The sequence below is a fragment of the Bradyrhizobium sp. SZCCHNS2022 genome (genome assembly GCF_032377575.1).
Taxonomy (GTDB): domain Bacteria; phylum Pseudomonadota; class Alphaproteobacteria; order Rhizobiales; family Xanthobacteraceae; genus Bradyrhizobium; species Bradyrhizobium aeschynomenes.
In genome coordinates, this window is sequence record NZ_JAUHHZ010000001.1 from 5,741,848 (window position 1) to 5,765,321 (window position 23,474).

Consider the following 23,474-nt stretch of genomic DNA (forward strand, 5'->3'; position numbering starts at 1 on the left):
CGCTGCGCGCCGTCGAAGGCTTGCCCGGGACGACACCGAATGTAAGGACGCCGCCTGATCAACTCACTGACGCCGGTGGGGGACACGCTGACCGGAAGGTACGCCTCGCGCCAGGAAGAACTGCCGCGCCTGACCGGGCAATCACGGCGACCGTGCACCGTTACGCGCCGCCCGCCCCCTATCAACACCCATCCACACCCCCGATATGACCTTGCGCGCCGCGCTCCCTATATAGACGCCCAGAGACAACCCGCGAATCGCAGGCCATGCGCGTCTTCACCGTTCCCATCTCGGCGCCGTTCCTGCGCAGCGTGATCGCGGCGCTGGTGGACGGCCGGCTGGTCGACGGGTTCGAGGCGCGCAGTGATCCGGCGCGGCTGGCGACCGCGACGCTGTATCTGCCGACACGCCGCTCGCTCCGCGTCGCGCGCGAAATGTTCCTGGATGAGCTGAAGACCGATGCCGCGGTGCTGCCGCGTCTGGTCGCACTCGGCGACATCGACGAAGACGAGCTCGCCTTCGCGGAGGATCGCGACGCGTTCCTCGGGCCAGCACCGCTGGAGATCCCGGAGCGGCTCGACGATCTGCAGCGGCGGCTCACGCTCGCGCGGCTGGTCGCGGCCTGGGCCAAGACGCCGGTTTCAGCGCCTTTGGTGATCGGCGGTCCCGCCTCGACGCTCGCGTTGGCCGGAGACCTCGCGCGTCTGATCGACGACATGGTGACGCGCGGCGTGTCGTGGGACGCGCTCGACGCGCTGGTGCCCGATCAGCTCGACAAATACTGGCAATATTCGCTGGAGTTCCTGCGCATCGCGCGCACGGCGTGGCCGGCTTATCTTCAGGAGATCGAGCGGATCGAGCCGGCCGCGCGGCGCGATCTCCTGATCGCCGCCGAGGCCGCGCGGCTCTCGGCGCATCCGGACGGCCCGGTGATTGCTGCGGGCTCCACCGGCTCGATGCCGGCGACTGCAAAATTCCTGCTCGCGGTGGCCAAGCTGCCACATGGCGCCGTGGTGCTGCCCGGGCTCGACACTGATCTCGACGACGCCGCGTGGAATTCGATCGGTGGCGCCCGGGATCGCGCGGGCCGCGTGTTGACGCCGCCCGCGGTCAACCATCCGCAATATGCAATGCACCTGCTGCTCAAGCGCTTCGGCCTGGAGCGGCGCGATGTCATTCGACTCGTGCCTCCCGGTCGCGGCGGCCGCGAGGTGCTGATTTCGGAAGCGATGCGGCCGTCGGAGGCGACCGCGGTGTGGCACGAGCGGCTGCGCCAGTTCGACATCGCCGCCAACATCGCCGAAGCGATGGACAATCTGTCCGTGGTCGCTGCACCCAATCCGGAAATGGAGGCGCTGGCGATCGCCACCGCCATGCGCGAGGCGCGCCATCTCGGCAGATCCGCCGCGCTGGTGACGCCGGACCGCGCGCTGGCGCGCCGCGTGATGGCGGCGCTGACGCGCTGGCACCTGACCTTCGACGATTCCGGCGGTGACGCGCTGCTGGAAACGCCGGCCGGCATCTTCGCGCGCCTTGCCGCCGAAGCCGCCGCGCGCGGCCTCGAGCCGCCGACGCTGCTCGCGCTGCTCAAGCATCCGCTGTGCCGGCTCGGCCGCGCCGCGACTGGCTGGAAGACTGCGATCGAGAACTTGGAGCTCGCTCTGCTCCGCGGGACACGACCTCAAGCGGGGTCCAGCGGTCTGGCGCGCGACTTCGCGCGTTTCCGTGACGACCACACCAAGCTGCACCAGGGCGAAGCATCGTCGCTGCACCGGGCCGAGCCGCGCGCGCGGCTCCGGCCAGAGCAGCTCGACCAGGCCGGTGCGCTGATCGCGCAATTGCAGGCAGCGCTCGCACCACTGGAAAATCTCGCTTCTCCGCGCCCGCAGGACTTCGCCGAGCTCGCTGCCCGCCATCGCGAGGTGCTGATCGCGCTGTCGACCGATGATGTCGGTCTCACCACCGCCTTCACCGACCGCGACGGCGCGGCGCTGGCGCGCTGCTTCGACGATCTCCTCGCCTCCGGCGAGCGCTGCGGCCTGATGGCGCCGCTGTCGGATTATCCGGACCTGTTCCACACCGCCTTCTCCGATCGCGCGGTACGCCGCCCCGAGCGCCACGGCGCGCAGCTTCAGATCTACGGCCCGCTCGAAGCGCGGCTGATGCAGGCCGATCGCATGATCATCGGAGGCCTCGTCGAGGGCATCTGGCCGCCGGCGCCGCGCATCGATCCCTGGCTCAGCCGCCCGATGCGGCATCAGCTCGGCCTCGATCTGCCCGAGCGCCGCATCGGCCTCTCCGCGCACGATTTCGCGCAGCTGCTGGGTGCACCCGAGGTGATCCTGACGCATGCGGCAAAATCCGGCGGCGCGCCGGCGGTGGCCTCGCGCTTCCTGCATCGCCTCGAAGCCGTCGCCGGCGCCGAGCGCTGGAAGGCGGCGGAGGCGCGCGGCGAGACCTATGTCCGCTATGCCGAGGTGCTGGACCAGCCGCGCGAGGTGAAGCCGGTCGAACAGCCGGCGCCGAAGCCGCCGCTGGAGGCCCGGCCGCTGCGCATGTCGGTGACCGCGATCGAAGACTGGCTGCGCGATCCCTACACGATCTTCGCGCGCTACATTCTCAGGCTCGATCCGCTCGATCCCGTCGACATGCCGCTGTCGGCCGCCGATCGCGGCTCGGCGATCCACGAAGCGATCGGCGAGTTCACGCAGACCTATGCGAAGGAGCTGCCGCTACACCCGGCGCATGCGCTGCGCGTGATCGGCGAGAAGCACTTTGCGCCGCTGATGGAGCGGCCCGAGGCGCGCGCGCTATGGTGGCCGCGCTTCCAGCGCATCGCCGGCTGGTTCGCGGCCTGGGAGACCGCACGCCGCGAGCAGATCGGCGCGATCACCGCGGAGATCCGCGGCGAGATCGGCATTCCCTTGAGCAAGGACCGCACCTTCATGCTGTCCGCGCGCGCCGACCGTATCGAACAGCGCGCCGAGGGTACCTACGCCATCCTCGACTACAAGACGGGACAGCCGCCGACGGCGAAGCAGGTGCGCATGGGCCTGTCGCCTCAGCTGACACTGGAAGCCGCAATCCTTCGCGAGGGCGGCTTCGACGGCATTCCGGCCGGCAGCCTGATCAGTCAGTTGGTCTATGTGAGATTGTCCGGCAACAATCCGCCCGGCGAGGAGCGCATTCTCGAACTCAAGATCAACAAGAGCGACACGCCGCAGCATCCGGACCAGGCCGCGCAGGAGGCGCGCAACAAGCTGGAAGAGCTGATCCGCAGCTTCGAGGATCCCAACCAGGGCTACACCTCGCTGAACCTGTCGATGTGGGCGAACCGCTACGGCAGCTATGACGACCTCGCCCGGATCAAGGAATGGTCGGCCGCCGGCGGCCTGGGAGTGGAGGAATGGTGAAGGCGCCCCGCCCCATTCCGCAGGCCGTACGTGACGCGCAGACCCGCGCCTCGAACCCGGCGGCGTCGGCCTTCGTGTCGGCCAATGCCGGCTCGGGCAAGACCCATGTGCTGGTGCAGCGCGTGATCCGGCTGCTGCTCGACGGCGTGCCGCCGGAGAAGATCCTCTGCATCACCTTCACCAAGGCCGCCGCCGCCAACATGGCCGAGCGCGTGTTCTCGACGCTCGGCCATTGGGTGACGCTCGACGACGACGCGCTCGACAGCGCGATCAAATCGACCGGCATTGTTGCATCCGACAAGAAGCTCCGCGCAGCAGCGCGAAAGCTGTTCGCCAGCGCGCTGGAGACGCCGGGCGGATTGAAGGTGCAGACCATCCACGCGCTGTGCACGCGGCTGCTGCAGCAGTTTCCTTTCGAGGCCAACGTGCCGGCGCGGTTCTCGGTGCTCGACGACCGCGACCAGACCGAGATGATGGAGCGCGCCAATCTCAAGGTACTGCTCGATGCCTCCAGGGCGCCGGACAGCGCGGTCGGCCGGGCGCTGCAGGTCGCGATGGCCAATGCCGCCGACTCGACTTTCAAGGAAGTCGTGCGCGAGGCCTGCCTGAGCCGCGATCATTTCATGGCCTGGACCGACGGTGCCGGCCGTGTCGAGGTCGCCGCGCAACATCTCGGCGAGGTCCTCGGCATCGGCGCTGATGAGACGCTGGAGGCGATCGAGTACGACATTCTCGACGGACCCAATCTGCCACGCGCGGATTGGACCGAGATTGCCGCGCGTCTCGATGGCGGGGCCAAGACCGATCAGAAGCAGGCCGATCAACTGCGTGCGGCGCTGGCGTTCTCGGGCAGCGATCAGGTCGACGAATATCTCCGCGTGTTCCTCACCGATGACAAGGAACCGCGCAAATCGGTGCTGACCAAGAAGTTCGCCGAGAGCAATCCCGGCCTTGCCGGGCTGTTCGAGTCGGAAGCGCGCCGGCTCGATCGCCTGATCGAGAAGCGCCGCGCCGCCGTCGTGCGTGACCGCACCGAGGCGCTGCTGCAGATCGCGACCGCCGCCGCGGCGAACTATCGCCGCGAGAAGGAAGAGCGCGGGCTGCTCGACTATGACGACCTGATCGACAAGACGCTCGCGATGCTCAACCGCGTCTCCGCTGGCTGGGTGCACTACAAGCTCGACCGCGGCGTCGATCACGTGCTGATCGACGAGGCGCAGGATACGAGCCCCAGGCAATGGGACATCGTCGCCCACATCATCGAAGAGTTCACGTCGGGCGCAGGCGCACGCGACGGGCTGACGCGGACGATCTTCGCGGTCGGCGACGAGAAGCAGTCGATCTTCTCGTTCCAGGGCGCCGATCCGCACGAGTTCGATGCGCGACGGCGGCAGTTGCAGAAGCGATTCACCGACGCAGGGCTGCTGTTCGATCCGGTGTCCTTCACCTATTCGTTCCGCTCCGGGCCGACCGTGCTGCACGCGGTCGACCACGTGTTCAGGGAGCGCGAGGTCTACAGCAGCATCCATTCGCCCGATATCGGCTACCCCATCCACAATGCGCTCACCGATGCCGGGCCGAGCCTCGTCGAGTTGTGGTCGTTGTGCGAGCGCGACGACCGCAAGGAGATCGAGGGCTGGCGCGCGCCGTTCGACGGCGTCTCGGTGACGAGCCCGGAAGTGAAGCTGTCGCGGCGCATCCAGGCCGAGATCAAGCGGCTGATCCGCGTCGGCACCATGACCGGCCATGACGGCGCGCGGCGGCGGCTGAGCTATGGCGACATGCTGATCCTGGTGCGCCGGCGCGGCAATGCGTTCGATGCCGTGATCCAGGCGCTGAAGCACGCCGGCATTCCCGTCGCGGGTGCCGACCGCCTCAAGCTCACCGAGCACATTGCGATCATCGACCTGATGAACCTCGCCGACGCGCTGCTGCTGCCGCAGGATGATCTGGCGCTGGCGACGGCGCTGAAGAGCCCGCTGTTCGGCCTCGATGATGACGATCTCTTCAAGCTGGCCTGGCAGCGCCGCGGCAGCTTGCGCGAGGCGCTGAGTGCGCAGGCCGCTGACGACCCGCGGCTGCAAGCGGTCGTGCGACGCTTGCAGCAATGCGAGCGCCGAGCGGCCGAGGACACGCCGTTCGCCTTCTATGCCTGGCTGCTCGGCGGCGATGGCGGGCGGCTTCGCATCCTGGCGCGGCTCGGCCATGAGGCCAATGACGCGCTCGACGAATTCCTCGAGCTCGCGCTGTCCTACGAGCGCAAGGCGCCGGCTTCGCTGCAGGGTTTTGTCGCCTGGCTGCGCGCCGCCGATACCGAGGTGAAGCGCGACATGGAGATCTCGCGCGACGAGGTGCGCGTCATGACCGTGCATGGTGCCAAGGGCCTCGAAGCCTCCGTGGTGTTCCTGGTCGATACGACCTCGTCGCCGGCGGATTCGCAGCGGCTGCGGCTGATTCATGTCCCGCATGGCGAGCAGAAGATCGTGGTCTGGGCCGGCCGCAAGGCGGACGATCCGCAAGCCGTCGCGGCGGCGCGCGTGGCGATGCTCAAGGAGACCGAGGACGAGTATCGCCGGCTGCTCTATGTCGCGATGACCCGCGCCGCGGACCGCCTCGTCATCGGCGGGTGCATGCCGGGCAACATGAACAACGTCCGCGGCGGCAGCTGGTACGACCTGATGGCGCGCGGCCTCGACGCGGCGGGCCTGCAGGTCGAGGTGATCGAGACCGAGGACGGACCGGTGAAGCGCTACGCGCGGGCCGAGGACATCGTCGAGACCGCCAGGGACGAGGCGCGGCAGATCGTCGAGACAGCCGTCGAGTTGCCGGCCTGGTTGCGCACGGCCGCGATCGAGACGCCCGGCGAGGTGGCCGTGCTCCGGCCGTCCGATCCCTCGGCCGACGAGCGGCCGGTCCGCTCGGGCGAATCGCTGGCTGCTCGCAGTCTTGCGATGCAGCGCGGCACGCTGGTGCATCGCTTGCTGCAGTCACTGCCCGACGTGGCGCCAGAGCGGCGGCGCGATGCCGCGTTGCGTTATCTGTTGCGCAATGCACCGGACTGGCCGGAGGACGAGCGCGAAAAGCTGACCGAGCGCGTGCTGACGGTGATCGCCGAACCGCGCTTTGCCGCGGTGTTCGCGCCCGGCAGCCGGGCCGAGGTGTCGATCGTCGGCCGTCTGGCGCTCCCCGGTCAGCCGCGCGCGCTGGTGTCCGGCCAGATCGACCGTCTGGTGGTGGCCGAGGCTGAGGTGCTGATCGTCGACTTCAAGACCAACCAGCAGCCGCCCTCGGACCTCGCAGAGGTGCCGCAAGCCTATGTCCGCCAGCTCGCGCTGTACCGCGCCGTGCTCGGCCAATTGTACCCGGGACGGGCCGTACGGGCCGCCCTGCTCTGGACCGAAGCCCCTGAATTCATGGAGCTTCCAGCCTCCGCGCTGGACGCCATGCTGCCATCCCAGCACGACTGAGTGAGCGTGCTTGACCCGGCATCAGGCCATTCATACTTTGACACCCACGCAGAGGCGGCGCATCCGTGCCGCTCCCTCCAACCCAATGAGGTAAATTCCATGGCCGCCGTAGCCAAGGTTTCCGACGCCGATTTCGAAAGCGAAGTGCTCAAGGCCGACGGTCCGGTCGTGGTCGATTTCTGGGCCGAGTGGTGCGGTCCGTGCCGCATGATCGCGCCGGCCCTCGACGAGATCGCGAGCGCGATGGGCGACAAGGTCAAGATCGTCAAGCTGAACGTCGACGAGAGCCCGAAGACGGCCTCGAAGTATGGCGTGATGTCGATCCCGACCCTGATGGTGTTCAAGGGCGGCGAGATGGCCTCCCGCCAGGTCGGCGCTGCGCCGAAGGCCAAGCTGCAGCAGTGGATCTCGTCGTCGATGTGACGACTAGGAACCAGGATTTTTCTCGAACGGCCGGCGGATTCGCCGGCCGTTTGCGTTGAGGGGTATGTTTTCGCGTTTTCGGATGTCGCCATGCCCGCCCGTGCTCATCGCTCGCCCTCCCGCAAGTCAGGCCTTCTGGCCATGGAGGCGCGCTCGGTGGATGCGATCCCGCGCGGCGAGGAATGGCAGTACGAGCCGAAATGGGACGGCTTCCGCTGCCTGCTGTCGCGCGACGGCGCTCATGTGACGATGCAGTCCAAGGCCGGCGAGGACCTCGCGCGCTACTTCCCGGAGATCGTCGCCGCCGCGCGCGAGCTCAACGCGATCAGCTTCACGCTCGATGGCGAGCTGGTGGTGCCGCAGGCGACATCGTTCTCGTTCGACGCGCTGCTGCAGCGAATCCATCCCGCCGCCAGCCGGGTGAAGAAACTATCCGTGGAGACGCCGGCGCTGTTCCTCGCCTTCGACCTGCTGGCGACGGCGAAGGACAAAGAGCTGGTCGCGCAGACGCTGCACGAGCGGCGCCCGGCGCTGGAAGCGTTCGCCAAGGCGAATTTCACTGCTCATCCGACCTTCCGGCTCTCGCCCGCGACCACACGCTTCGCGACGGCGCAGGACTGGCTGGCGCAGTCCGGCGGCGGGTCCGACGGCGTGATCGCCAAGCGGATCGACCTTCCCTACCAGGCGGGAAATCGCGACGGCATGCAGAAGATCAAGCGGTATCGCTCCGCCGATTGCGTGATCGGCGGCTTCCGCTACGCAACCAACAAGGGCGCGAACGGCCGCAAGCTGGTCGGCTCGCTTTTGCTAGGCCTCTACGACGACAGCGGCCTGCTGCACCATGTCGGCTTCACCTCGGCGCTGAAGGCAGCGGACAAGCCCGCGCTGACCGACAGGCTCGAGCCGCTGATCGCGCCGCCCGGCTTCACCGGCAACGCGCCGGGCGGACCGAGCCGCTGGTCCACCGAGCGCTCAGCAGAATGGTGCCCGCTCAAGCCGAAGCTGGTGATCGAGGTCTGCTACGACCATTTCTCCGGCGAGCGTTTCCGCCACGGCACCTCGATCCTGCGCTGGCGTCCGGACAAGCCGCCGAAGCAATGCACCTTCGATCAGCTCGCGCAGAAGGTCGCGGATCCCCTGAAGCTGCTCGCCTGATCAGCGGATCCAGCCGGTCGCCAGCGCCGAGGCGAACTCTGCGTCGCCGTTGGAGCGCGCCAGCTCGGCCATCGCGCGATGGTCGTAAGGGACATGGCGGAAGCTGACGCTCCAACCGGCCGGCGTCAGCTCCAGGATCGCGTAGCGCGCGTCGGGGCTGCCGGCCTGCACCACATGCGGATGCGGCACGTTGTAGGAATAGCCGGGGCTACCGACGCTGCCCGGATTGACGATCAGTCGGCCGTCACGCAGGCGGACGGCGCGTGCCGTGTGGGTATGGCCGCACAGGATCAGCGACTGCGAAATGCCGACGGCCCGTTTCTCGATCTCATCGAGCGTCGCACACGTGATCGCGCCGTCCGGCGCCACGCTCTCCAGCCAGTAGACATTGTCGTCCTCAGGCGTCGCATGGCACAGAAACACCTGATCGCGATAGACCGCCGTCGCCGGGATCGTGCGCAGCCAGTCGAGATGCCCAGCGTCGAGCTGCGGATAGGCCGGGCGCTCCCACGCGCCCATTGTCTCGAACGGGCGGTCGATCAGCCAGCGATCATGATTGCCGCGCACATGCACGGCATCGAGCGCCATCAGCCTGTCGAGCGACTTTCGCGCATCGAGCGGGCCGCTCGCCATGTCGCCGAGATCGACAATCTCGGTCACGCCCTGCGCACGGATATCGGCGAGCACGGCTTCGAGTGCGAGATGATTGCCGTGGACGTCGGCGATCGCGGCGAAGCGCATATGGTGTTGTCCTCAGGTCGGCGGCGTGCCGTTGAGGTCGAGCACGTGGCCTGCGAGATAAAGCGACCCCGTGATCAGAATACGCGGCGGCACCTCATAGGCAAGCCGCGCGATGCCGGCGAGCGCGGACGCCACGCCGTCCGCGATCTCGACGCGCATGCCGAGCGTGCGCGCAGCCGCCGCGAGATCAGTGGGCGCCATCGCCTTGCTCTCGTTCGGGATCGGCACGACGATGATGTGGCGCGTCAGCCCGGCGAAATTGGCGAGGAAGGCCGCGGCATCCTTGTTGCCCATCATGCCGACGATGACGACGAGCTGCCGCGAGATACGCTCTTCGAGGTCGCCGATCGCGGCCGCGACGACGCGGCCGCCTTCGGCATTGTGGCCGCCGTCGAGCCAGATCTCCGCACCCTGCGGCGCGATCGCGGTGAGCGCACCGTTCGACAACCGCTGCATCCGCGCCGGCCACTCGGCATTGACGATACCTTCCTCGAACGCCTTCGTCGTCAGCTTGAACTGATCGAGCGCGCGCAGGGTCGCGATCGCGAGCCCCGCATTGTCGAACTGATGCCGGCCGAACAGTTTGGGCGCCGGAAGATCAAGGAGACCGCGATCGTCCTGATAGACGAGACGGTTGCGCTCGACGCTGACGTGCCAGCTCTCGCCGGCGGCAAACAGCGGCGCGCGCTGGCGCCTGGCCTCCCGCTCGATCACCGCCATCGCATCCGGCTCCTGCGCCGCCGAGATCACCGGGCAGCCGCGCTTGATGATGGCCGCCTTCTCGGCTGCGATCAGCGCGCGGGTGTCGCCGAGGAATTCCATGTGGTCCATGCTGATCGGCGTCAGCACGGACGCCGCGACCTGATCGACAACGTTGGTCGAATCGAGCCGGCCGCCGAGTCCGACTTCCAGGAGCACGACATCTGCCGGATGTCTCGCGAACAATACGAACGCCGCGACGGTCTTCACCTCGAAGAAGGTGATTGGCTCCCCCGCGTTGACACGCTCGCACTCCAAGAACGCGTCGATCAGCTCATCATCCTCGACGAGGACGCCGCCGCCGACCTTGCCCAGCCGATAGCTCTCATTGATTCGCACCAGCCACGGAGAGGTGAAGACGTGGACGCGCAGCCCCGCCGCTTCGAGGATCGCGCGGAGATAGGCGACCGTGGAGCCCTTGCCGTTGGTTCCGGCGACATGGATCACCGCCGGCAGCTTGCGCTCGGGATGATCCAGCTGCGCGAGCAGCCGTTGCATGCGTTCCAGCCCGAGCGAGATCTTGCTCGGATGCAGCGCGGAGAGGCGCGTGATCAGCTCGTCGAGCGAAGGCTTTGCGGCGGAAGCGTTCACGCGCTCGTTGCGACCGCCGGCGCTTCCGCCGCTTCGGCGGGCTTGGCCGGCGGCGGCAGCTGCGGCGCGGGTTTTGGCTGTTCGACGGCCGGCGCCTTGGTCAGCAGCCGGCACAGCCGCGCCAGGGTCGGGCGCAGGTCATGACGGTGCACGACCATGTCGACCATGCCGTGGTCGAGCAGATATTCGGCACGCTGGAAGCCTTCGGGCAGCTTCTCGCGAATGGTCTGCTCGATGACGCGGGCGCCGGCGAAGCCGATCAGCGCGCCGGGCTCGGCGATGTGGACGTCGCCCAGCATCGCATAGGACGCGGTGACGCCGCCGGTGGTCGGATTGGTCTGCACGACGATGTAGGGCAGTTTGGCTTCGCGCAGCATCTGCACGGCGACCGTGGTGCGCGGCATCTGCATCAGCGACAGGATGCCTTCCTGCATGCGGGCGCCGCCGGAGGCCGCGAACACGATGAACGGCGACTTCTTCTCGAGCGCGAGCTCCAGCCCGCGCACGATGGCTTCGCCCGCGGCCATGCCGAGCGAGCCGCCCATGAAGTCGAAATCCTGCACCGCGATGACGACGCCCATGCCTTCGAGCTTGCCGAAACCGACCTTCACGGCATCGTTCATGCCGGTGCGCGCCCGCGCATCCTTGATGCGATCGGCATAGCGGCGCTCGTCACGGAATTTCAGCGGGTCGGGCGTCACCTCGGGCAACGCGACGTCGAACCAGGTCTCGTTGTCGAACATCGACTTCAGCCGCGCGCCCGCGCCCATGCGCATGTGGTAGTTGGAGCCGGGAATGACGAACTGGTTCGCCTCGACGTCCTTGTAGAACACAAGCTGTCCGGAATCCGGGCACTTGATCCAGAGGTTCTCCGGCGTCTCGCGGCGCAGGATGTTGCGGATCTTCGGCCGGACCACGTTGGTAAGCCAGTTCATGAAAAGCTCCGTTTGGCGGTCGCCCGGATATATGGCGGGACGGCAGCGCCACGGCAAGCCATGCCGCGGCGCTCCCTACACGAGTGGTTGATGGCTATTCCGCGGCCTGCTGGGCGCCCCGGACGCCCCGGGCCAGGGCGGCTGCGAGGTCGGCGACCGCGCTGACGGTCTTGGGCGTGGCGCGGCCTTCGGCGTCCAGGCTCGCCTTCAGCGCGTCGACCAGGGCGGTGCCGACCACGGCGCCGTCGGCATTGGCAGCGATGGCGCGGGCGGTCTCCGGTGTCCGGATGCCGAAACCGACGCAGACGGGCAGCGCCGTGTGACGCTTGATTCGCGCCACGGCGGCGCCCACGGCGGAGGAATCCGCGGCAGCCGCGCCGGTGATACCGGTGATCGAGACGTAGTAGACGAAGCCGGAGGTGTTCGCGAGCACGGCCGGCAGCCGCTTGTCATCGGTGGTCGGTGTCGCCAGGCGGATGAAGTTGAGCCCGGCCTTGAGAGCCGGAATGCACAGCTCGGTGTCCTCCTCCGGCGGCAGGTCGACAATGATCAGGCCGTCGACGCCGGCGCTCTTGGCGTCATCGAGGAACTTGTCGACGCCGTAGATGTAAATCGGATTGTAGTAGCCCATCAGCACGATTGGCGTGTCAGCGTCGCTCTCGCGGAAGCTGCGCACGAGACCAAGCGTCTTCTTCAACGTCATGCCTGCCTTCAGCGCGCGCAGGCCAGCCGCCTGGATCGACGGTCCATCAGCCATCGGATCGGTGAACGGCATGCCGATCTCGATGATATCAGCGCCCGCCTGCGGCAGCGCCTTCACGATCGCGAGCGAGGTCTCCGGATCGGGGTCGCCCCCCATCACGAAGGTGACGAACGCCGAGCGGCCTTCCTTCTTCAACTGCGCGAAGCGCGCATCCATTCTTGTTGTCATTGGGCGGCCCGGAGGGTGCTATACCTCTCCCCTGTGGGGAGAGGTCGGCTGCGCAGCAGCCGGGTGAGGGGGATGGAAGACAGATTCAAGAAGCGATCCCGCGCCCTTCGGGCGTCACAAACCAGCGCGGAAGACAAGCTCTGGCAGGCGCTGCGTAACCGCAGGTTGGCGCGATGGAAGTTCCGGCGCCAGCACGCGATCGACCGGTATGTCGTCGATTTCGTCACGCTGGCCGGCAAGCTCGTTATTGAGGTGGACGGAGCAACGCATTCGACCGCTTCGGAAGTAGCAAGGGACGACGCAAGAACGGCAGTTCTCGAGGCCTGTGGCTTTTTCGTCCTTCGAGTCACGAACGTCGACATATACGAGAATCTTGACGGCGTGCTTGAGGCCATCGCGAGTACACTTCGATCTGACTGAGCGGAGCCAAGCCCCCTCACCCGGCTGCTACGCAGCCGACCTCTCCCCGATGGGGAGAGGTGAAGAGGCACCGAGCGATCGGCCATCACTGTGCTCTGGCCCTTCCTCGCAGGATGTCGCCGACCTGCGGCACGTCCTTGTCGCCGCGGCCGGACATGTTCACCACCATCAGGTGGTCCTTCGGCTTCTTCGGCGCGAGCTCCATCACCTTGGCGATGGCATGCGCCGGCTCGAGCGCCGGGATGATGCCCTCGAGCCGCGACAGCAGCTGGAACGCGGCCAGCGCTTCCTCGTCCGTCGCCGAGAGATAGTTCACGCGGCCGACGTCGTGCAGCCAGGAGTGCTCCGGTCCGATGCCGGGATAGTCGAGGCCGGCCGAGATCGAATGCGCCTCATCGATCTGGCCGTCCTCGTTCATCAGCAGATAGGTGCGGTTGCCGTGCAGGACGCCGGGACGGCCGCCGGCGATCGAGGCGGCATGCAGCTGCGTCAGGCCATGGCCCGCGGCTTCGACGCCGTAGATCTCCACCGAGGGATCGTCGAGGAACGGGTGAAACAGGCCCATTGCGTTGGAGCCGCCGCCGATACAGGCAATCAGCGAGTCCGGCAGGCGGCCTTCGGCCTCCTGCATCTGCGTGCGGGTCTCGGCGCCGATCACCGACTGGAAGTCGCGCACCATCATCGGATAGGGGTGCGGGCCGGCGACCGTGCCGATGCAGTAGAACGTGTTGTGGACGTTGGTGACCCAGTCACGCAGCGCCTCGTTCATCGCGTCCTTCAGCGTCTTGGCGCCGGACTGCACCGGCACCACCTTGGCGCCCAGCATCTCCATGCGGATCACGTTGGGCTGCTGCCGCTCGACGTCGACGGCGCCCATGTAGACCACGCAGTCGAGCCCGAAGCGCGCGCACAGCGTCGCCGTCGCCACGCCATGCTGGCCGGCGCCGGTCTCGGCGATGATTCGCTTCTTGCCCATGCGGCGCGCGACCATGATCTGGCCGAGCACGTTGTTGACCTTGTGCGAGCCCGTGTGATTGAGCTCCTCGCGCTTGAAGTAGATCTTGGCGCCACCGAGATGCTCGGTCAGGCGCTCCGCGAAATACAGCGGCGAGGGACGGCCGACATAGTGCTTGAGATAGCCGGTCATCTCGGCATGGAACGCCGGGTCGGCCTTGGCCTCGGCATAGGCCTTTTCCAGATCGAGGATCAGCGGCATCAGGGTTTCGGCGACGAAGCGGCCGCCGAAAATGCCGAAATGACCGCGGTCATCCGGACCGCTGCGGTAGGAATTGGGAATGGCTGTCGTCATTGAACGCTCAACTCTTCAGCGGCCCGCGCCGCGCGAATGAAATCCCGGATCAAGTCGCAATCCTTCACGCCCGGCGTCCGCTCGACGCCGGACGACACGTCGACGCCGCCAGCGCGCGTGGTCCGCACAGCCTCGGCGACGTTATCGGCGCTCAGGCCACCCGAGACCATGAAGGGTCGATCGAGCGTCAGCCCTTGAAGCACATGCCAGTCGAACGTGGCCCCCAGTCCGCCCGGGCGCGTCGCATCCTTCGGCGCCCGCGCGTCGAACAGGATGCGGTCGCAGACGTCGGCATAGCCGGCCAGCGGCGCGAGGTCGGCGGCCGTCTCGACGGGAATGGCCTTCATGACCGGCAGGCCGAAGCGCTGCTTGAGGTCGCGAATCCGCGCGATGCTCTCGCGGCCATGCAGCTGAAGGAGATCCGGGCGCAGGGTCTCGACGATGTTCTCGAACGTCGCATCATCGGCATCCACCGTGAGCGCAACCTTGAGCGCGCGTCCCCTGGCCTGCTGGCCGAGCTCGCGCGCGGCGGTCAAACCGACATGGCGAGGCGACGGCGGAAAGAACACGAACCCCACCATGTCGGCACCGGCGTCGAGCGCCGCGCCGAGCGTGTCGGGCGTGGTCAGGCCGCAGATTTTGACGAGCAGGGACATCACTGAACAACGCACGTCCGGGCGGAAAGGATCACCAGCGCCCGACAGCTTCCGAAGGCCGGCCGGGCATTGCGCGCCTTCTACAACGCGGCGCCCTGCTTGTCTCGCCCATAAGGGGCGAACAGCCGGGCCGGAGCAACCGGAACCAGGGATTGTGCCGAGCCTTGGTTGGCACGTGCCGCTGCGCTCAGTTGCGCGATCTGGGCCCGGGCCGCATCAGCCTCGGCCTGATGGCGGCGTGCGGCCCGTCGCCAGCGGCGCTGGCCGATCCAGGTCGCGCAGCCGCCGGCGATCACGCCCAGGATCGCAACCGCGAGGATCAAGGCGAACAGCGGGACCGAGGCCGCAAGCGCCGGATCCGTCGCGTTGAACGGATCGAACGATACGGTAACGAAATGCCGATTGGCGACGGCAAAGACGACGAACAACACCAGAAGCGGAAGGACGATCACAACCGTGAGGAATTTTCGCATGCGCTCGCTCGTATCAGTCTGGCCGGACTCGCCTCGAAATCAGCCGCGAACGACCGGCACGTTCGGCGCGAAACGCGTCACTCGTCGGTATCGTCGGACTCGGCGCCAGCGCCACCGGGATGGTCCCGATTCAGCCGCTCGCGCATTTCCTTGCCCGTCTTGAAGAACGGGACGCTCTTCTGGTCGACCGGAACATGGGCGCCCGTCCGTGGATTGCGCCCGGCGCGGGCCGGCCGGTGCTTGACCGAGAACGCACCGAAGCCACGCAGCTCGACACGATCACCGCGGGCGAGCGCCGCGACGATCTCATCGAGGATCGCATTGACGATGTTCTCGACATCCCGCTGGTAGAGGTGCGGGTTGTGCTCGGCGATACGCTGAACAAGCTCGGATTTGATCATCGAGAAAATGTACCCGGGGAGACAGTCCCATTTCCGTGAAAATATGCAGGACTGTCAAGACGCTAAATCATTCATCGGGCCCGTGAATCGGCTTTCGTGGCCCAATCTCGGGCACGCCGCGGCACACGCTCCACGTGTCAATCGTCATGACCATGGTCTTGGCGGGTTTCAATTCCCCGGCGCGGGCGTCCACAGCGCCAGCATGCCGTCGAGGCCGATCCGATCGACGGCCTGGACGACGCCGGTGCGCTCGATCTGCCGCGCGATGCCGGACAGACCGACGGCGTCGAGCGCCACCGAGGTCGCGGTCCGCAGGAAGGTGAGGTCGCCGAAGCGCGGCACCAGCTTGTAGTCGCGGACCGGCAGATCTTTCTTCACGTTCTTGTTGGCCACCAGCCAGGCGACCGCGGTCTTCTCGTCGCCGAGTTCGTCGATCAACTTGAGCTCGATCGCCTGCCGTCCGGTGAAGACGCGGCCATCGGCCACCTTCTCCAACTGCTCATCGTTCATGGCGCGGCGATCCTTCACCAGCCCACGGAACCAGGCATAGGAATCCTTGACCAGGGCGTCGAGCGCGGCGCGCGCTTCCGGGCTGGTCGGCTCATAGCCGTTCGGCGCGGCCTTCAGCGGCGAGGATTTCACCTCCTCGATCTTCACACCGACCGTCTTCAGCAGCTCGCTGACATTGGGATACTGGAACAACACGCCGATCGATCCGACCAGCGAACTCTGCTGCGCGACGATGTGATCGGCGGCGATCGCGCCGATGTAACCGCCGGAGGCGGCGAGCCCCTCGACCACGACGACGAGCGGCTTCTTCGCCTTCAGTCGCACCAGCGAATCGTAGAGCTGCTCGGAGCCCGCGGTGGTGCCCCCCGGCGAGTTGATGTGAACGACGACGGCCTCGGCCGACGAGTTCTCGAGCCGCTCGAGCGCCTCGACGCGCTCATGGTCGCTGCGGATCAGGCCCTCGATGTTGACGCGGGCAATCGAGCCGGAGGTGGACAGCGCGGTGCGCCCGCGCGGCGACATCGCGAGGCCGACGGCGGAAAGAGCAGCAACCGCAATCAGCACCGCGACCACGCGCCAGAACGTCAGCTTGCGGCGCAGCCTGCGGCGATCGACGATCACATCGGAATCTAGCGACATGGACAGCTCCTGGAAGTCTCGGCGCGTTTTGCATCCGCAGCCTGAATATCTCGTTATCCGATTACATCAATCGCGGCGCAATTTGAAGAAAGGAAGGCTCGCCCCGGGGCCACCGAAGGGTCGGGGGGCTCGGCGCAGGCTTGCCGTTTTCGACCATCGAATTTTGCGCTCATCTTTCTCCACGTCGTCATGGCCGGGCTTGTCCCGGCCATCCACGTCGTTCGGCTTCTTGGGAGCCACGTGGATGCCCGGGACAAGCCCGGGCATGACGGAGTAACTAAGCTCCAGGTTCGTTCGCCGCGACATATGAGCATAGGCGATAGGTGGGACGCGGTCTGGACGACATGTCTCGGCGCCACAAAAAAAGCCCCGGCGCGAGCCGGGGCTTTGATCTGATCACGCGGTCCGAAGCCTTACTTCGAATCGCGGTTCTTGAGGGCGGTGCCGAGAATGTCGCCCAGCGTCGCGCCCGAATCGGACGAGCCGTACTGCGCGATCGCTTCCTTCTCTTCCGCGACTTCCAGCGCCTTGATCGACACCTGGACCTTGCGGGCCTTCTTGTCGAACTGGATCACGCGGGCATCGACCTTCTCACCGACGGCGAACCGCTCGGTGCGCTGATCGTTGCGATCGCGCGCAAGCTCGGAACGCTTGATGAAGGTGGTGAAGTCGGTGCCGGTGATCTTGACGTCGATGCCGCCATCCTTGACGTCCAGCACTTCGCAAGTCACGACCGCACCCTTCTTGACATCGCCCGGCTCGGCGAAGGGGTCGCCTTCGAGCTGCTTGATGCCGAGCGAGATGCGCTCCTTCTCCACGTCGACGTCGAGCACCACGGCCTTGACCATGTCGCCCTTCTTGTAGTTGTCGATGACCTGCTCGCCCGGCAGCTTCCAGTCGAGGTCCGACAGATGGACCATGCCGTCGACGTCGCCTTCGAGACCCAGGAACAGGCCGAACTCGGTCTTGTTCTTGACCTCGCCCTCGACGACCGAACCCGTCGGATGCTTCTCGACGAAGACCTCCCACGGATTGCGCATGGTCTGCTTGAGACCGAGCGAGATGCGGCGCTTGACGCTGTCGACCTCGAGCACCTGCACTTCGACCTCCTGCGAGGTCGACACGATCTTGCCGGGGTGCATGTTCTTCTTGGTCCACGACATCTCGGAGACGTGGATCAGGCCTTCGATGCCCGGCTCGAGCTCGACGAACGCGCCGTAGTCGGTGATGTTGGTGACGCGGCCGTGGAAGCGGGCCTGCAGCGGGTACTTGGCCTCGATGCCCTGCCACGGATCGTCCAGCAGCTGCTTCATGCCGAGCGAGATGCGGTGCGTCTCGTGGTTGATCTTGATGATCTTGACCTTGACCGTCTGACCGATGGAGAGCACCTCGGTCGGATGGTTGACGCGGCGCCACGCGATGTCGGTGACGTGCAGCAGGCCGTCGATGCCGCCGAGGTCGACGAACGCACCGTAATCGGTGATGTTCTTGACGACGCCGTCGATGACCTGACCCTCTTCGAGGTTCTGCACCAGCTCCTGGCGCTGCTCGGCGCGGGTCTCTTCCAGCACGGTGCGGCGCGACACGACGATGTTGCCGCGGCGACGATCCATCTTGAGGATCTGGAACGGCTGCGAATTGTTCATCAGCGGCGCAACGTCGCGGATCGGACGGATGTCGACCTGCGAGCGCGGCAGGAAGGCGACGGCGCCATCCAGATCGACGGTGAAGCCGCCCTTGACCTGGTTGAAGATGACGCCGTTGACCTTTTCGTTGTTCTGGAACGCCTTCTCGAGCTTGCCCCAGCTCTCCTCGCGGCGCGCCTTGTCGCGCGACAGCACGGCTTCGCCGAGCGCGTTCTCGATGCGGTCGAGGAACACTTCGACCTCGTCACCGACCTTCAGCTCGCTGTCGCGGCCGGGACCGGAAAATTCACGCAGCGCCACGCGGCCTTCGGTCTTCAGGCCGACGTCGATGACGGCCATGTCCTTCTCGATCGCGACGACCTTGCCCTTGACGACGGAGCTTTCCTGAAGGTTGCCCTTCGTGAAGGACTCGTCCAGCATCGCGGCAAAATCATCGCGGCTGGGATTGTAGGAATTAGCAGAGATACTCGAAGCCATTGGTTCTCCAGATGCGGACATTCTCGCCAGCTTGGGGTTGATCGGCGCATCGGATGGGCAGTGCCTGGAGGTCCACAAATCCCCAGACGTCCGCGGGTGCGCAAGAAGCGCAACGACGCGGGCCGGCAATGCCTGCACATGCGATACGTATGAAGTTCGTCCGGCTGATCGGACCCGATTGAACCGCAATCGAGCTATCGACGGTCAAGGGCGGGAGCGGGCAGTTCCTCCAATGACATCAGCGGAAATCAAACCCGCTGACGGCCCGCTCGAACGGCCTCGACGATGTCGATGGCGGCCCGGACGCCGCCCTCTATATCCAAATGGGAGTTATCAAGCAAGTAAGCATCCGGGGCTTGTTTCAAAGGGGCCACGGGGCGGTTCTGGTCGCGTTCGTCGCGCGCCAGGATGTCGGCCAGGATGGCCGTCTCGTCGGCCGGCTCGCCCCGGGAGCGCGCCTCGAGGGTGCGGCGATGTGCCCGGATCTTGGGGTCGGCCACGACGTAGATCTTCACCTCAGCGTCCGGACAGATCACGGTTCCGATGTCGCGGCCGTCGAGCACGGCCCCCGGCGGCTGGCTGGCGAACTGGCGCTGGAACGCCAGCAGCGCCTCGCGCACTTTGGGGAGTGCCGAGACCACCGAGGCCGCCGAGCCGACCTCATGCGAGCGGAACGCCGGATTGTCGAAGGTCGAGGGATCCAGGGTCATGGCGACCTCAGCCGCCCGCGCTTCGTCCTTGAGGTCGATGCCGGCCGTCAGCAGCGCATGCGCGACCGCCCGGTAGATCACGCCCGTATCCAGATGCCTGAGGCCATAATGCGCCGCGAGGCGCTTGGCCATGGTGCCCTTGCCCGAGGCAGCCGGTCCGTCGATGGCGATGATCATGCGAAATCCGCGCCCGCCTTGCGCATCAGCGGGATGAAATCGGGGAAGCTGGTGGCGATGAAGGCGGTGTCGTCGACCGTGACCGGCTTGTCGGAGGCGAGGCCCATCACCAGCGCGGACATCGCGATGCGGTGATCCATGTGGGTGGCGACGAGGCCGCCGCCAGGGACGTGGCCGCGGCCCTCGACGATCAGATCGTCGCCGGTGATCTCGACCTTGACGCCGTTGACGCGCAGCATCGCCGCGGTGGCTTCCAGCCGGTCGGATTCCTTGACCCGCAGCTCGTGCAGGCCGCGCATCACGGTCGTGCCCTCCGCATAGGCCGCGGCGACGGCAAGGACGAGGTATTCGTCGATCATCGACGGCGCGCGCTCCGGCGGCACCACGACGCCCTTGAGCTTCGAGGCGCGCACACGCAGCCGGGCCATCGGCTCGCCGGCATCGCCGCGGACGTCGTCCTCCTCGATCGAGGCACCCATCTCGCGCAAGGTCGTGAACAGGCCGGTGCGCAGCGGGTTGGTCATGACGTCCGACAGCACGAGATCCGAGCCGTCGACGATCAGGGCGGCGACCAGCGGGAACGCGGCCGAGGACGGGTCGGCCGGCACGATGACCGGCGCGCCGCGCAGCTCAGGCTGGCCGGTCAGCGCGATCCGCCGGCCATGCGATCCTTCCGGCGTGGTGACGATCTCGGCGCCGAAATGCTTCAGCATCAGCTCGGTATGGTCGCGGCTCGCCTCCTGCTCGATCACCGTGGTGACGCCGGGGGCGGAAAGGCCGGCCAGCAGCACGGCCGACTTGATCTGCGCCGAGGCGACCGGCGTGCGGTACTCGATCGGAATGGGATTGCTGGCGCCCTGCAGGGTTAACGGAAGCTTGCCGCCCTCGGCGCTGGCGGTCACCTTGGCGCCCATCAGCGCCAGCGGATCGAGGATGCGGCGCATCGGCCGGCTGCGCAGCGAGGCGTCGCCGTCGAACACCGCCGTGATCGGGCAGCCGGCGACCGCGCCCATGACCAGCCGGCAGCCCGTGCCGGAGTTGCCGAAATCGAGCGTCGCGGCGGGCTGGGCGAAGCCGCCGACGCCGACGCCATGCACGGTCCAGGCGAATTCGCCCGTGCGTTCGACCTTGGCGCCGAGCGCCCGCATCGATTTTGCGGTGTTGAGGACGTCCTCGCCCTCCAACAGGCCGGAAATCCGGGTTTCACCGACCGACAGGGCGCCCAGGATCAGCGCCCGGTGCGAGATCGACTTGTCGCCGGGCACGCGAATCGTGCCCGCAAGAGGGCCGGACGCGCGGGATTCGAGTGGGGTCGGGGCGGCTGACGTGCTCACGGCGGGATCCTCGTGTTTCCGAGCGGCAGGTATCACAGGGTCCCGCGCCCGTCACGGGCCGTGATTTCCGGTTGAAAGCGCTATTGACAGCGGCGCGGCAACTAGCCAAGTGAGACACCGCTTTTCAGACATTGCCAGGACGCCTGCACGTGGCCAAATCCGAGCTCGGAACCAAACGCATTTGCCCGACCACGGGCAAAAAGTTCTATGACCTCAACAAGAATCCGGTGATTTCGCCCTACACCGGCGAGGTGGTGCCGATCGCGCCCGTGGCTCCGACCCGCGCCATGCGCGGCGAGGCGGCTCGGGCCGCGGCGACGGCAGACGTGGCGCCGGAGGCCGCGGAGGCCGAAGAGCTGGTGTCGCTCGAGGAGGCCGATGCCGAGGAGAACACCGGCAAGGTCAAGGCGGTCGTTCCCGAGTCGGAAGACGACATCGAGATCGACGAGACGCTCGACGACGACGAGGATGACGACTCGACCTTCATCGCCGACGAGGAAGAAGGCGACGAGGATGTCACGGACATCATCGGCGATGTCGGCGGCGACGAAGAATAATCGTCGAAGGTACTTGAGATCAGCCGCGAACTGTGGTTCACGGTGCTCCCCGGCGGTCACCCAGACCGCCGGTTCGGTTCAGGGGCCATAGCTCAGCTGGGAGAGCGCTTGCATGGCATGCAAGAGGTCGGCGGTTCGATCCCGCCTGGCTCCACCACGCTTCGCCCTTCGGGCTACGCGTGGCGCAGCCACGACGGAGCCCGAAGGGCGAAGCGTGGTGCCCGGCGAAGCCACTTGGCGAAGCCGGGCTTAGAATGGCTGACAAACTCCTTTTTTCACCACAGACTGCGCGCCAGCGGCCCATTGCAGCGAGCGCCTCTCCATGTGGTACGTCTACATCATCCGGAGCCTCGCCTTTCCCGAGCAGGAATACATTGGCGCGAGCGCGGACATCAAACAGCGCCTGAAGGATCACAACGCTGGGCGCTCGGCCCATACCTCCAAATTCGCGCCTTGGATGCTCGTCTGGTATTGCGCCTTTCCTGACAAGCACCGCGCGTTGGCGTTTGAAGCCTATTTGAAGTCGCATTCAGGCCGCGCCTTTTCGAGGAAGCGCCTGCTCGGTCCGGCTTGAGCCCTCACTCCACCGCCGCCTCCAGCCGCTCCCTTAGCTTCACCAACTTGCCGTGCAGGTCGGCCAGCTCCGCGATCGAGCAGCCTGTCGCGTCCAGGATCGCCGGGGGCACGATGGCCCGCGCCTTCTCCCGCAACGCCGACCCCTGCCCTGTCAGCGTCACCAGCACCTGGCGCTCGTCCTCGGCCGATCGCGTCCGTGTCAGCAGATGCAGCGCCTCCATGCGCTTGAGCAGCGGGGTCAGCGTGCCGGAATCCAGGAACAGCCGCGCGCCGATCTCCTTCACGGTAAGACCATCGCCCTCCCACAGCACCAGCATCACCAGATACTGCGGATAGGTCAGGCCAAGGCGGTCGAGCAGCGGCTTGTAGACGCGGTTGAACGCGTGGGCCGTCGAATAGACCGCGAAGCAGAGCTGGCTGCCGAGCTGGAGGGGCACGTCGGCTGTCGTCTTCTTGGGCATGGTCACACCAGGGATGGATCGTCGGGCACATCTTGGGCGTTGCGCGAGGGCGGCGGCAACGACCGGGACGCACCGATCACGAATTTTCTACCGAACAATTATATTGTTCGCAATCTAATTGTGTGCAATACACGCCTCACTGAATTTCACTCCATCCAACCCCGGAGACCCCCCATGTCCGTGAACGTGCTCTACAAGACCAGCGCCAAGGCCACCGGCGGCCGCGACGGCGAGGCCGCAACCCTCGACGGCTCGCTGAGCGTCAAGCTCTCCACCCCGAAGGAGCTCGGCGGTGGCGGCGGCCCCGGCAACAATCCGGAGCAGCTGTTCGCTGCCGGCTACGCCGCCTGCTTCATCGGCGCGATGAAGTTCGTCGCGTCCCAGGGCGGCCCGAAGGTTCCGTCCGATGCGTCGGTGACGTCCACGGTCGGCATCGGCCCGCGCTCCGAGGGCGGCTTCGGCATCACCGTCGAGCTCGCGGTCTCGCTGCCCGGCCTTGCCAAGGCGGATGCCGAGGCGCTGGTCGAGAAGGCCCATCAGGTGTGCCCTTACTCGAACGCCACCCGCAACAACGTCGACGTCAAGCTGTCCGTCGTCTGAGGTTGAATTCCGCCCTGCGGCAGGGGTTGCGTCGCGCTCCTGCCGCAGGCCGGCCCTCCGTTTTCGCCAGGGCGGCATTCGCGCAAGCTCGTTTGCGCGAGCGCTGCGGCAAT

The 23,474-nt window shown here is 66.8% G+C and carries 21 protein-coding genes and 1 tRNA gene; 9 read left to right on the forward strand and 13 right to left on the reverse strand.

Features of this window, described 5'->3' with window-relative positions; translation table 11 throughout:
• The first annotated feature begins 266 nt into the window (after positions 1–266).
• The 4 genes from addB to QXZ94_RS25635 all read left to right on the forward strand — a co-directional run bounded on the left by addB (position 267) and on the right by QXZ94_RS25635 (position 8,458).
• Complete coding sequence (gene addB / locus QXZ94_RS25620; protein WP_315723077.1) at positions 267–3,413, forward strand: double-strand break repair protein AddB; 3,147 nt, start codon at positions 267–269, stop codon at positions 3,411–3,413.
• Positions 3,407–6,880, forward strand: a complete 3,474-nt coding sequence (addA, locus tag QXZ94_RS25625) for a double-strand break repair helicase AddA (protein WP_315723079.1) — start codon at positions 3,407–3,409, stop codon at positions 6,878–6,880. Before addB ends, addA begins: the two co-directional genes overlap by 7 nt.
• Positions 6,881–6,979: 99 nt before the next feature.
• Positions 6,980–7,303, forward strand: a complete 324-nt coding sequence (trxA, locus tag QXZ94_RS25630) for a thioredoxin (RefSeq protein ID WP_006611141.1) — start codon at positions 6,980–6,982, stop codon at positions 7,301–7,303.
• 141 nt (positions 7,304–7,444) lie between these two features.
• Positions 7,445–8,458 carry an ATP-dependent DNA ligase gene (locus QXZ94_RS25635; RefSeq protein ID WP_315726526.1) on the forward strand — a complete coding sequence of 338 codons (1,014 nt, stop codon included), beginning with the start codon at positions 7,445–7,447 and terminating at the stop codon, positions 8,456–8,458.
• Here the strand turns inward: QXZ94_RS25635 and QXZ94_RS25640 are convergent, their stop codons facing one another.
• The 4 genes from QXZ94_RS25640 to trpA all read right to left on the reverse strand — a co-directional run bounded on the left by QXZ94_RS25640 (position 8,459) and on the right by trpA (position 12,415).
• Positions 8,459–9,199 carry a metallophosphoesterase family protein gene (locus QXZ94_RS25640; RefSeq protein WP_315723082.1) on the reverse strand — a complete coding sequence of 247 codons (741 nt, stop codon included), beginning with the start codon at positions 9,197–9,199 and terminating at the stop codon, positions 8,459–8,461. It abuts the gene before it with no gap.
• 12 nt (positions 9,200–9,211) lie between these two features.
• Positions 9,212–10,549: a folylpolyglutamate synthase/dihydrofolate synthase family protein gene (locus QXZ94_RS25645; RefSeq protein ID WP_315723084.1), complete on the reverse strand. Its 1,338-nt coding sequence runs from the start codon at positions 10,547–10,549 to the stop codon at positions 9,212–9,214.
• Positions 10,546–11,484, reverse strand: coding sequence for an acetyl-CoA carboxylase, carboxyltransferase subunit beta (gene accD, locus QXZ94_RS25650; protein ID WP_315723086.1), 939 nt, complete (start codon positions 11,482–11,484; stop codon positions 10,546–10,548). Before accD ends, QXZ94_RS25645 begins: the two co-directional genes overlap by 4 nt.
• A 94-nt stretch (positions 11,485–11,578) precedes the next feature.
• A complete protein-coding gene (trpA, locus tag QXZ94_RS25655; RefSeq protein WP_315723088.1) occupies positions 11,579–12,415 on the reverse strand; it encodes a tryptophan synthase subunit alpha in 837 nt (278 codons plus the stop codon).
• Positions 12,416–12,487: 72 nt separating this feature from the next.
• On the opposite strand from trpA, the gene QXZ94_RS25660 reads away from it, so the two are divergent.
• Entirely contained in the window at positions 12,488–12,835 is a 348-nt protein-coding gene (locus QXZ94_RS25660; RefSeq protein ID WP_315723090.1) for an endonuclease domain-containing protein, read from the forward strand.
• An 85-nt stretch (positions 12,836–12,920) separates the two neighbouring features.
• On the opposite strand, the gene trpB is transcribed toward QXZ94_RS25660, so the two are convergent.
• The 8 genes from trpB to aroA form a co-directional block, all read right to left on the reverse strand.
• Positions 12,921–14,144: a tryptophan synthase subunit beta gene (gene trpB, locus QXZ94_RS25665; protein ID WP_172181919.1), complete on the reverse strand. Its 1,224-nt coding sequence runs from the start codon at positions 14,142–14,144 to the stop codon at positions 12,921–12,923.
• Positions 14,141–14,800, reverse strand: a complete 660-nt coding sequence (locus QXZ94_RS25670) for a phosphoribosylanthranilate isomerase (RefSeq protein ID WP_315723094.1) — start codon at positions 14,798–14,800, stop codon at positions 14,141–14,143. Before QXZ94_RS25670 ends, trpB begins: the two co-directional genes overlap by 4 nt.
• Positions 14,801–14,880: 80 nt before the next feature.
• A complete protein-coding gene (locus QXZ94_RS25675; RefSeq protein WP_315723096.1) occupies positions 14,881–15,273 on the reverse strand; it encodes a lipopolysaccharide assembly protein LapA domain-containing protein in 393 nt (130 codons plus the stop codon).
• A 77-nt stretch (positions 15,274–15,350) separates the two neighbouring features.
• Positions 15,351–15,674 (reverse strand): integration host factor subunit beta, encoded by a 324-nt coding sequence (locus QXZ94_RS25680; protein ID WP_172113569.1) that lies wholly within the window; start codon positions 15,672–15,674, stop codon positions 15,351–15,353.
• A gap of 168 nt (positions 15,675–15,842) precedes the next feature.
• Positions 15,843–16,823: a signal peptide peptidase SppA gene (sppA, locus tag QXZ94_RS25685; RefSeq protein ID WP_315723098.1), complete on the reverse strand. Its 981-nt coding sequence runs from the start codon at positions 16,821–16,823 to the stop codon at positions 15,843–15,845.
• A gap of 413 nt (positions 16,824–17,236) precedes the next feature.
• A complete protein-coding gene (gene rpsA / locus QXZ94_RS25690) occupies positions 17,237–18,946 on the reverse strand; it encodes a 30S ribosomal protein S1 (protein WP_011923367.1) in 1,710 nt (569 codons plus the stop codon).
• A 248-nt stretch (positions 18,947–19,194) separates the two neighbouring features.
• Entirely contained in the window at positions 19,195–19,833 is a 639-nt protein-coding gene (gene cmk / locus QXZ94_RS25695) for a (d)CMP kinase (RefSeq protein ID WP_315723100.1), read from the reverse strand.
• On the reverse strand, positions 19,830–21,167 hold the full coding sequence (gene aroA / locus QXZ94_RS25700) for a 3-phosphoshikimate 1-carboxyvinyltransferase (RefSeq protein ID WP_315723102.1): 1,338 nt from the start codon (positions 21,165–21,167) through the stop codon (positions 19,830–19,832). The genes cmk and aroA overlap by 4 nt, the downstream gene beginning before the upstream one ends.
• Before the next feature lie 149 nt (positions 21,168–21,316).
• Here aroA and QXZ94_RS25705 point away from each other — a divergent pair, with 149 nt between their 5' ends.
• The 3 genes from QXZ94_RS25705 (at position 21,317) to QXZ94_RS25715 (ending at position 22,298) form a co-directional block, all read left to right on the forward strand.
• The gene (locus tag QXZ94_RS25705) at positions 21,317–21,724 is read left to right on the forward strand and encodes a TIGR02300 family protein (protein WP_172113573.1); all 408 of its coding nucleotides are present in this window, start codon (positions 21,317–21,319) and stop codon (positions 21,722–21,724) included.
• Between the two features lie 81 nt (positions 21,725–21,805).
• Positions 21,806–21,881, forward strand: a tRNA-Ala gene (locus QXZ94_RS25710).
• A gap of 165 nt (positions 21,882–22,046) precedes the next feature.
• Positions 22,047–22,298, forward strand: coding sequence for a GIY-YIG nuclease family protein (locus tag QXZ94_RS25715; RefSeq protein ID WP_315723105.1), 252 nt, complete (start codon positions 22,047–22,049; stop codon positions 22,296–22,298).
• A 4-nt stretch (positions 22,299–22,302) separates the two neighbouring features.
• Here the strand turns inward: QXZ94_RS25715 and QXZ94_RS25720 are convergent, their stop codons facing one another.
• Positions 22,303–22,761 (reverse strand): MarR family transcriptional regulator, encoded by a 459-nt coding sequence (locus tag QXZ94_RS25720; RefSeq protein WP_315723107.1) that lies wholly within the window; start codon positions 22,759–22,761, stop codon positions 22,303–22,305.
• A 174-nt stretch (positions 22,762–22,935) separates the two neighbouring features.
• Between QXZ94_RS25720 and QXZ94_RS25725 the strand changes: the two genes are divergently transcribed.
• Positions 22,936–23,361 (forward strand): organic hydroperoxide resistance protein, encoded by a 426-nt coding sequence (locus tag QXZ94_RS25725; RefSeq protein WP_172181901.1) that lies wholly within the window; start codon positions 22,936–22,938, stop codon positions 23,359–23,361.
• The last annotated feature ends 113 nt before the right edge of the window (positions 23,362–23,474 follow it).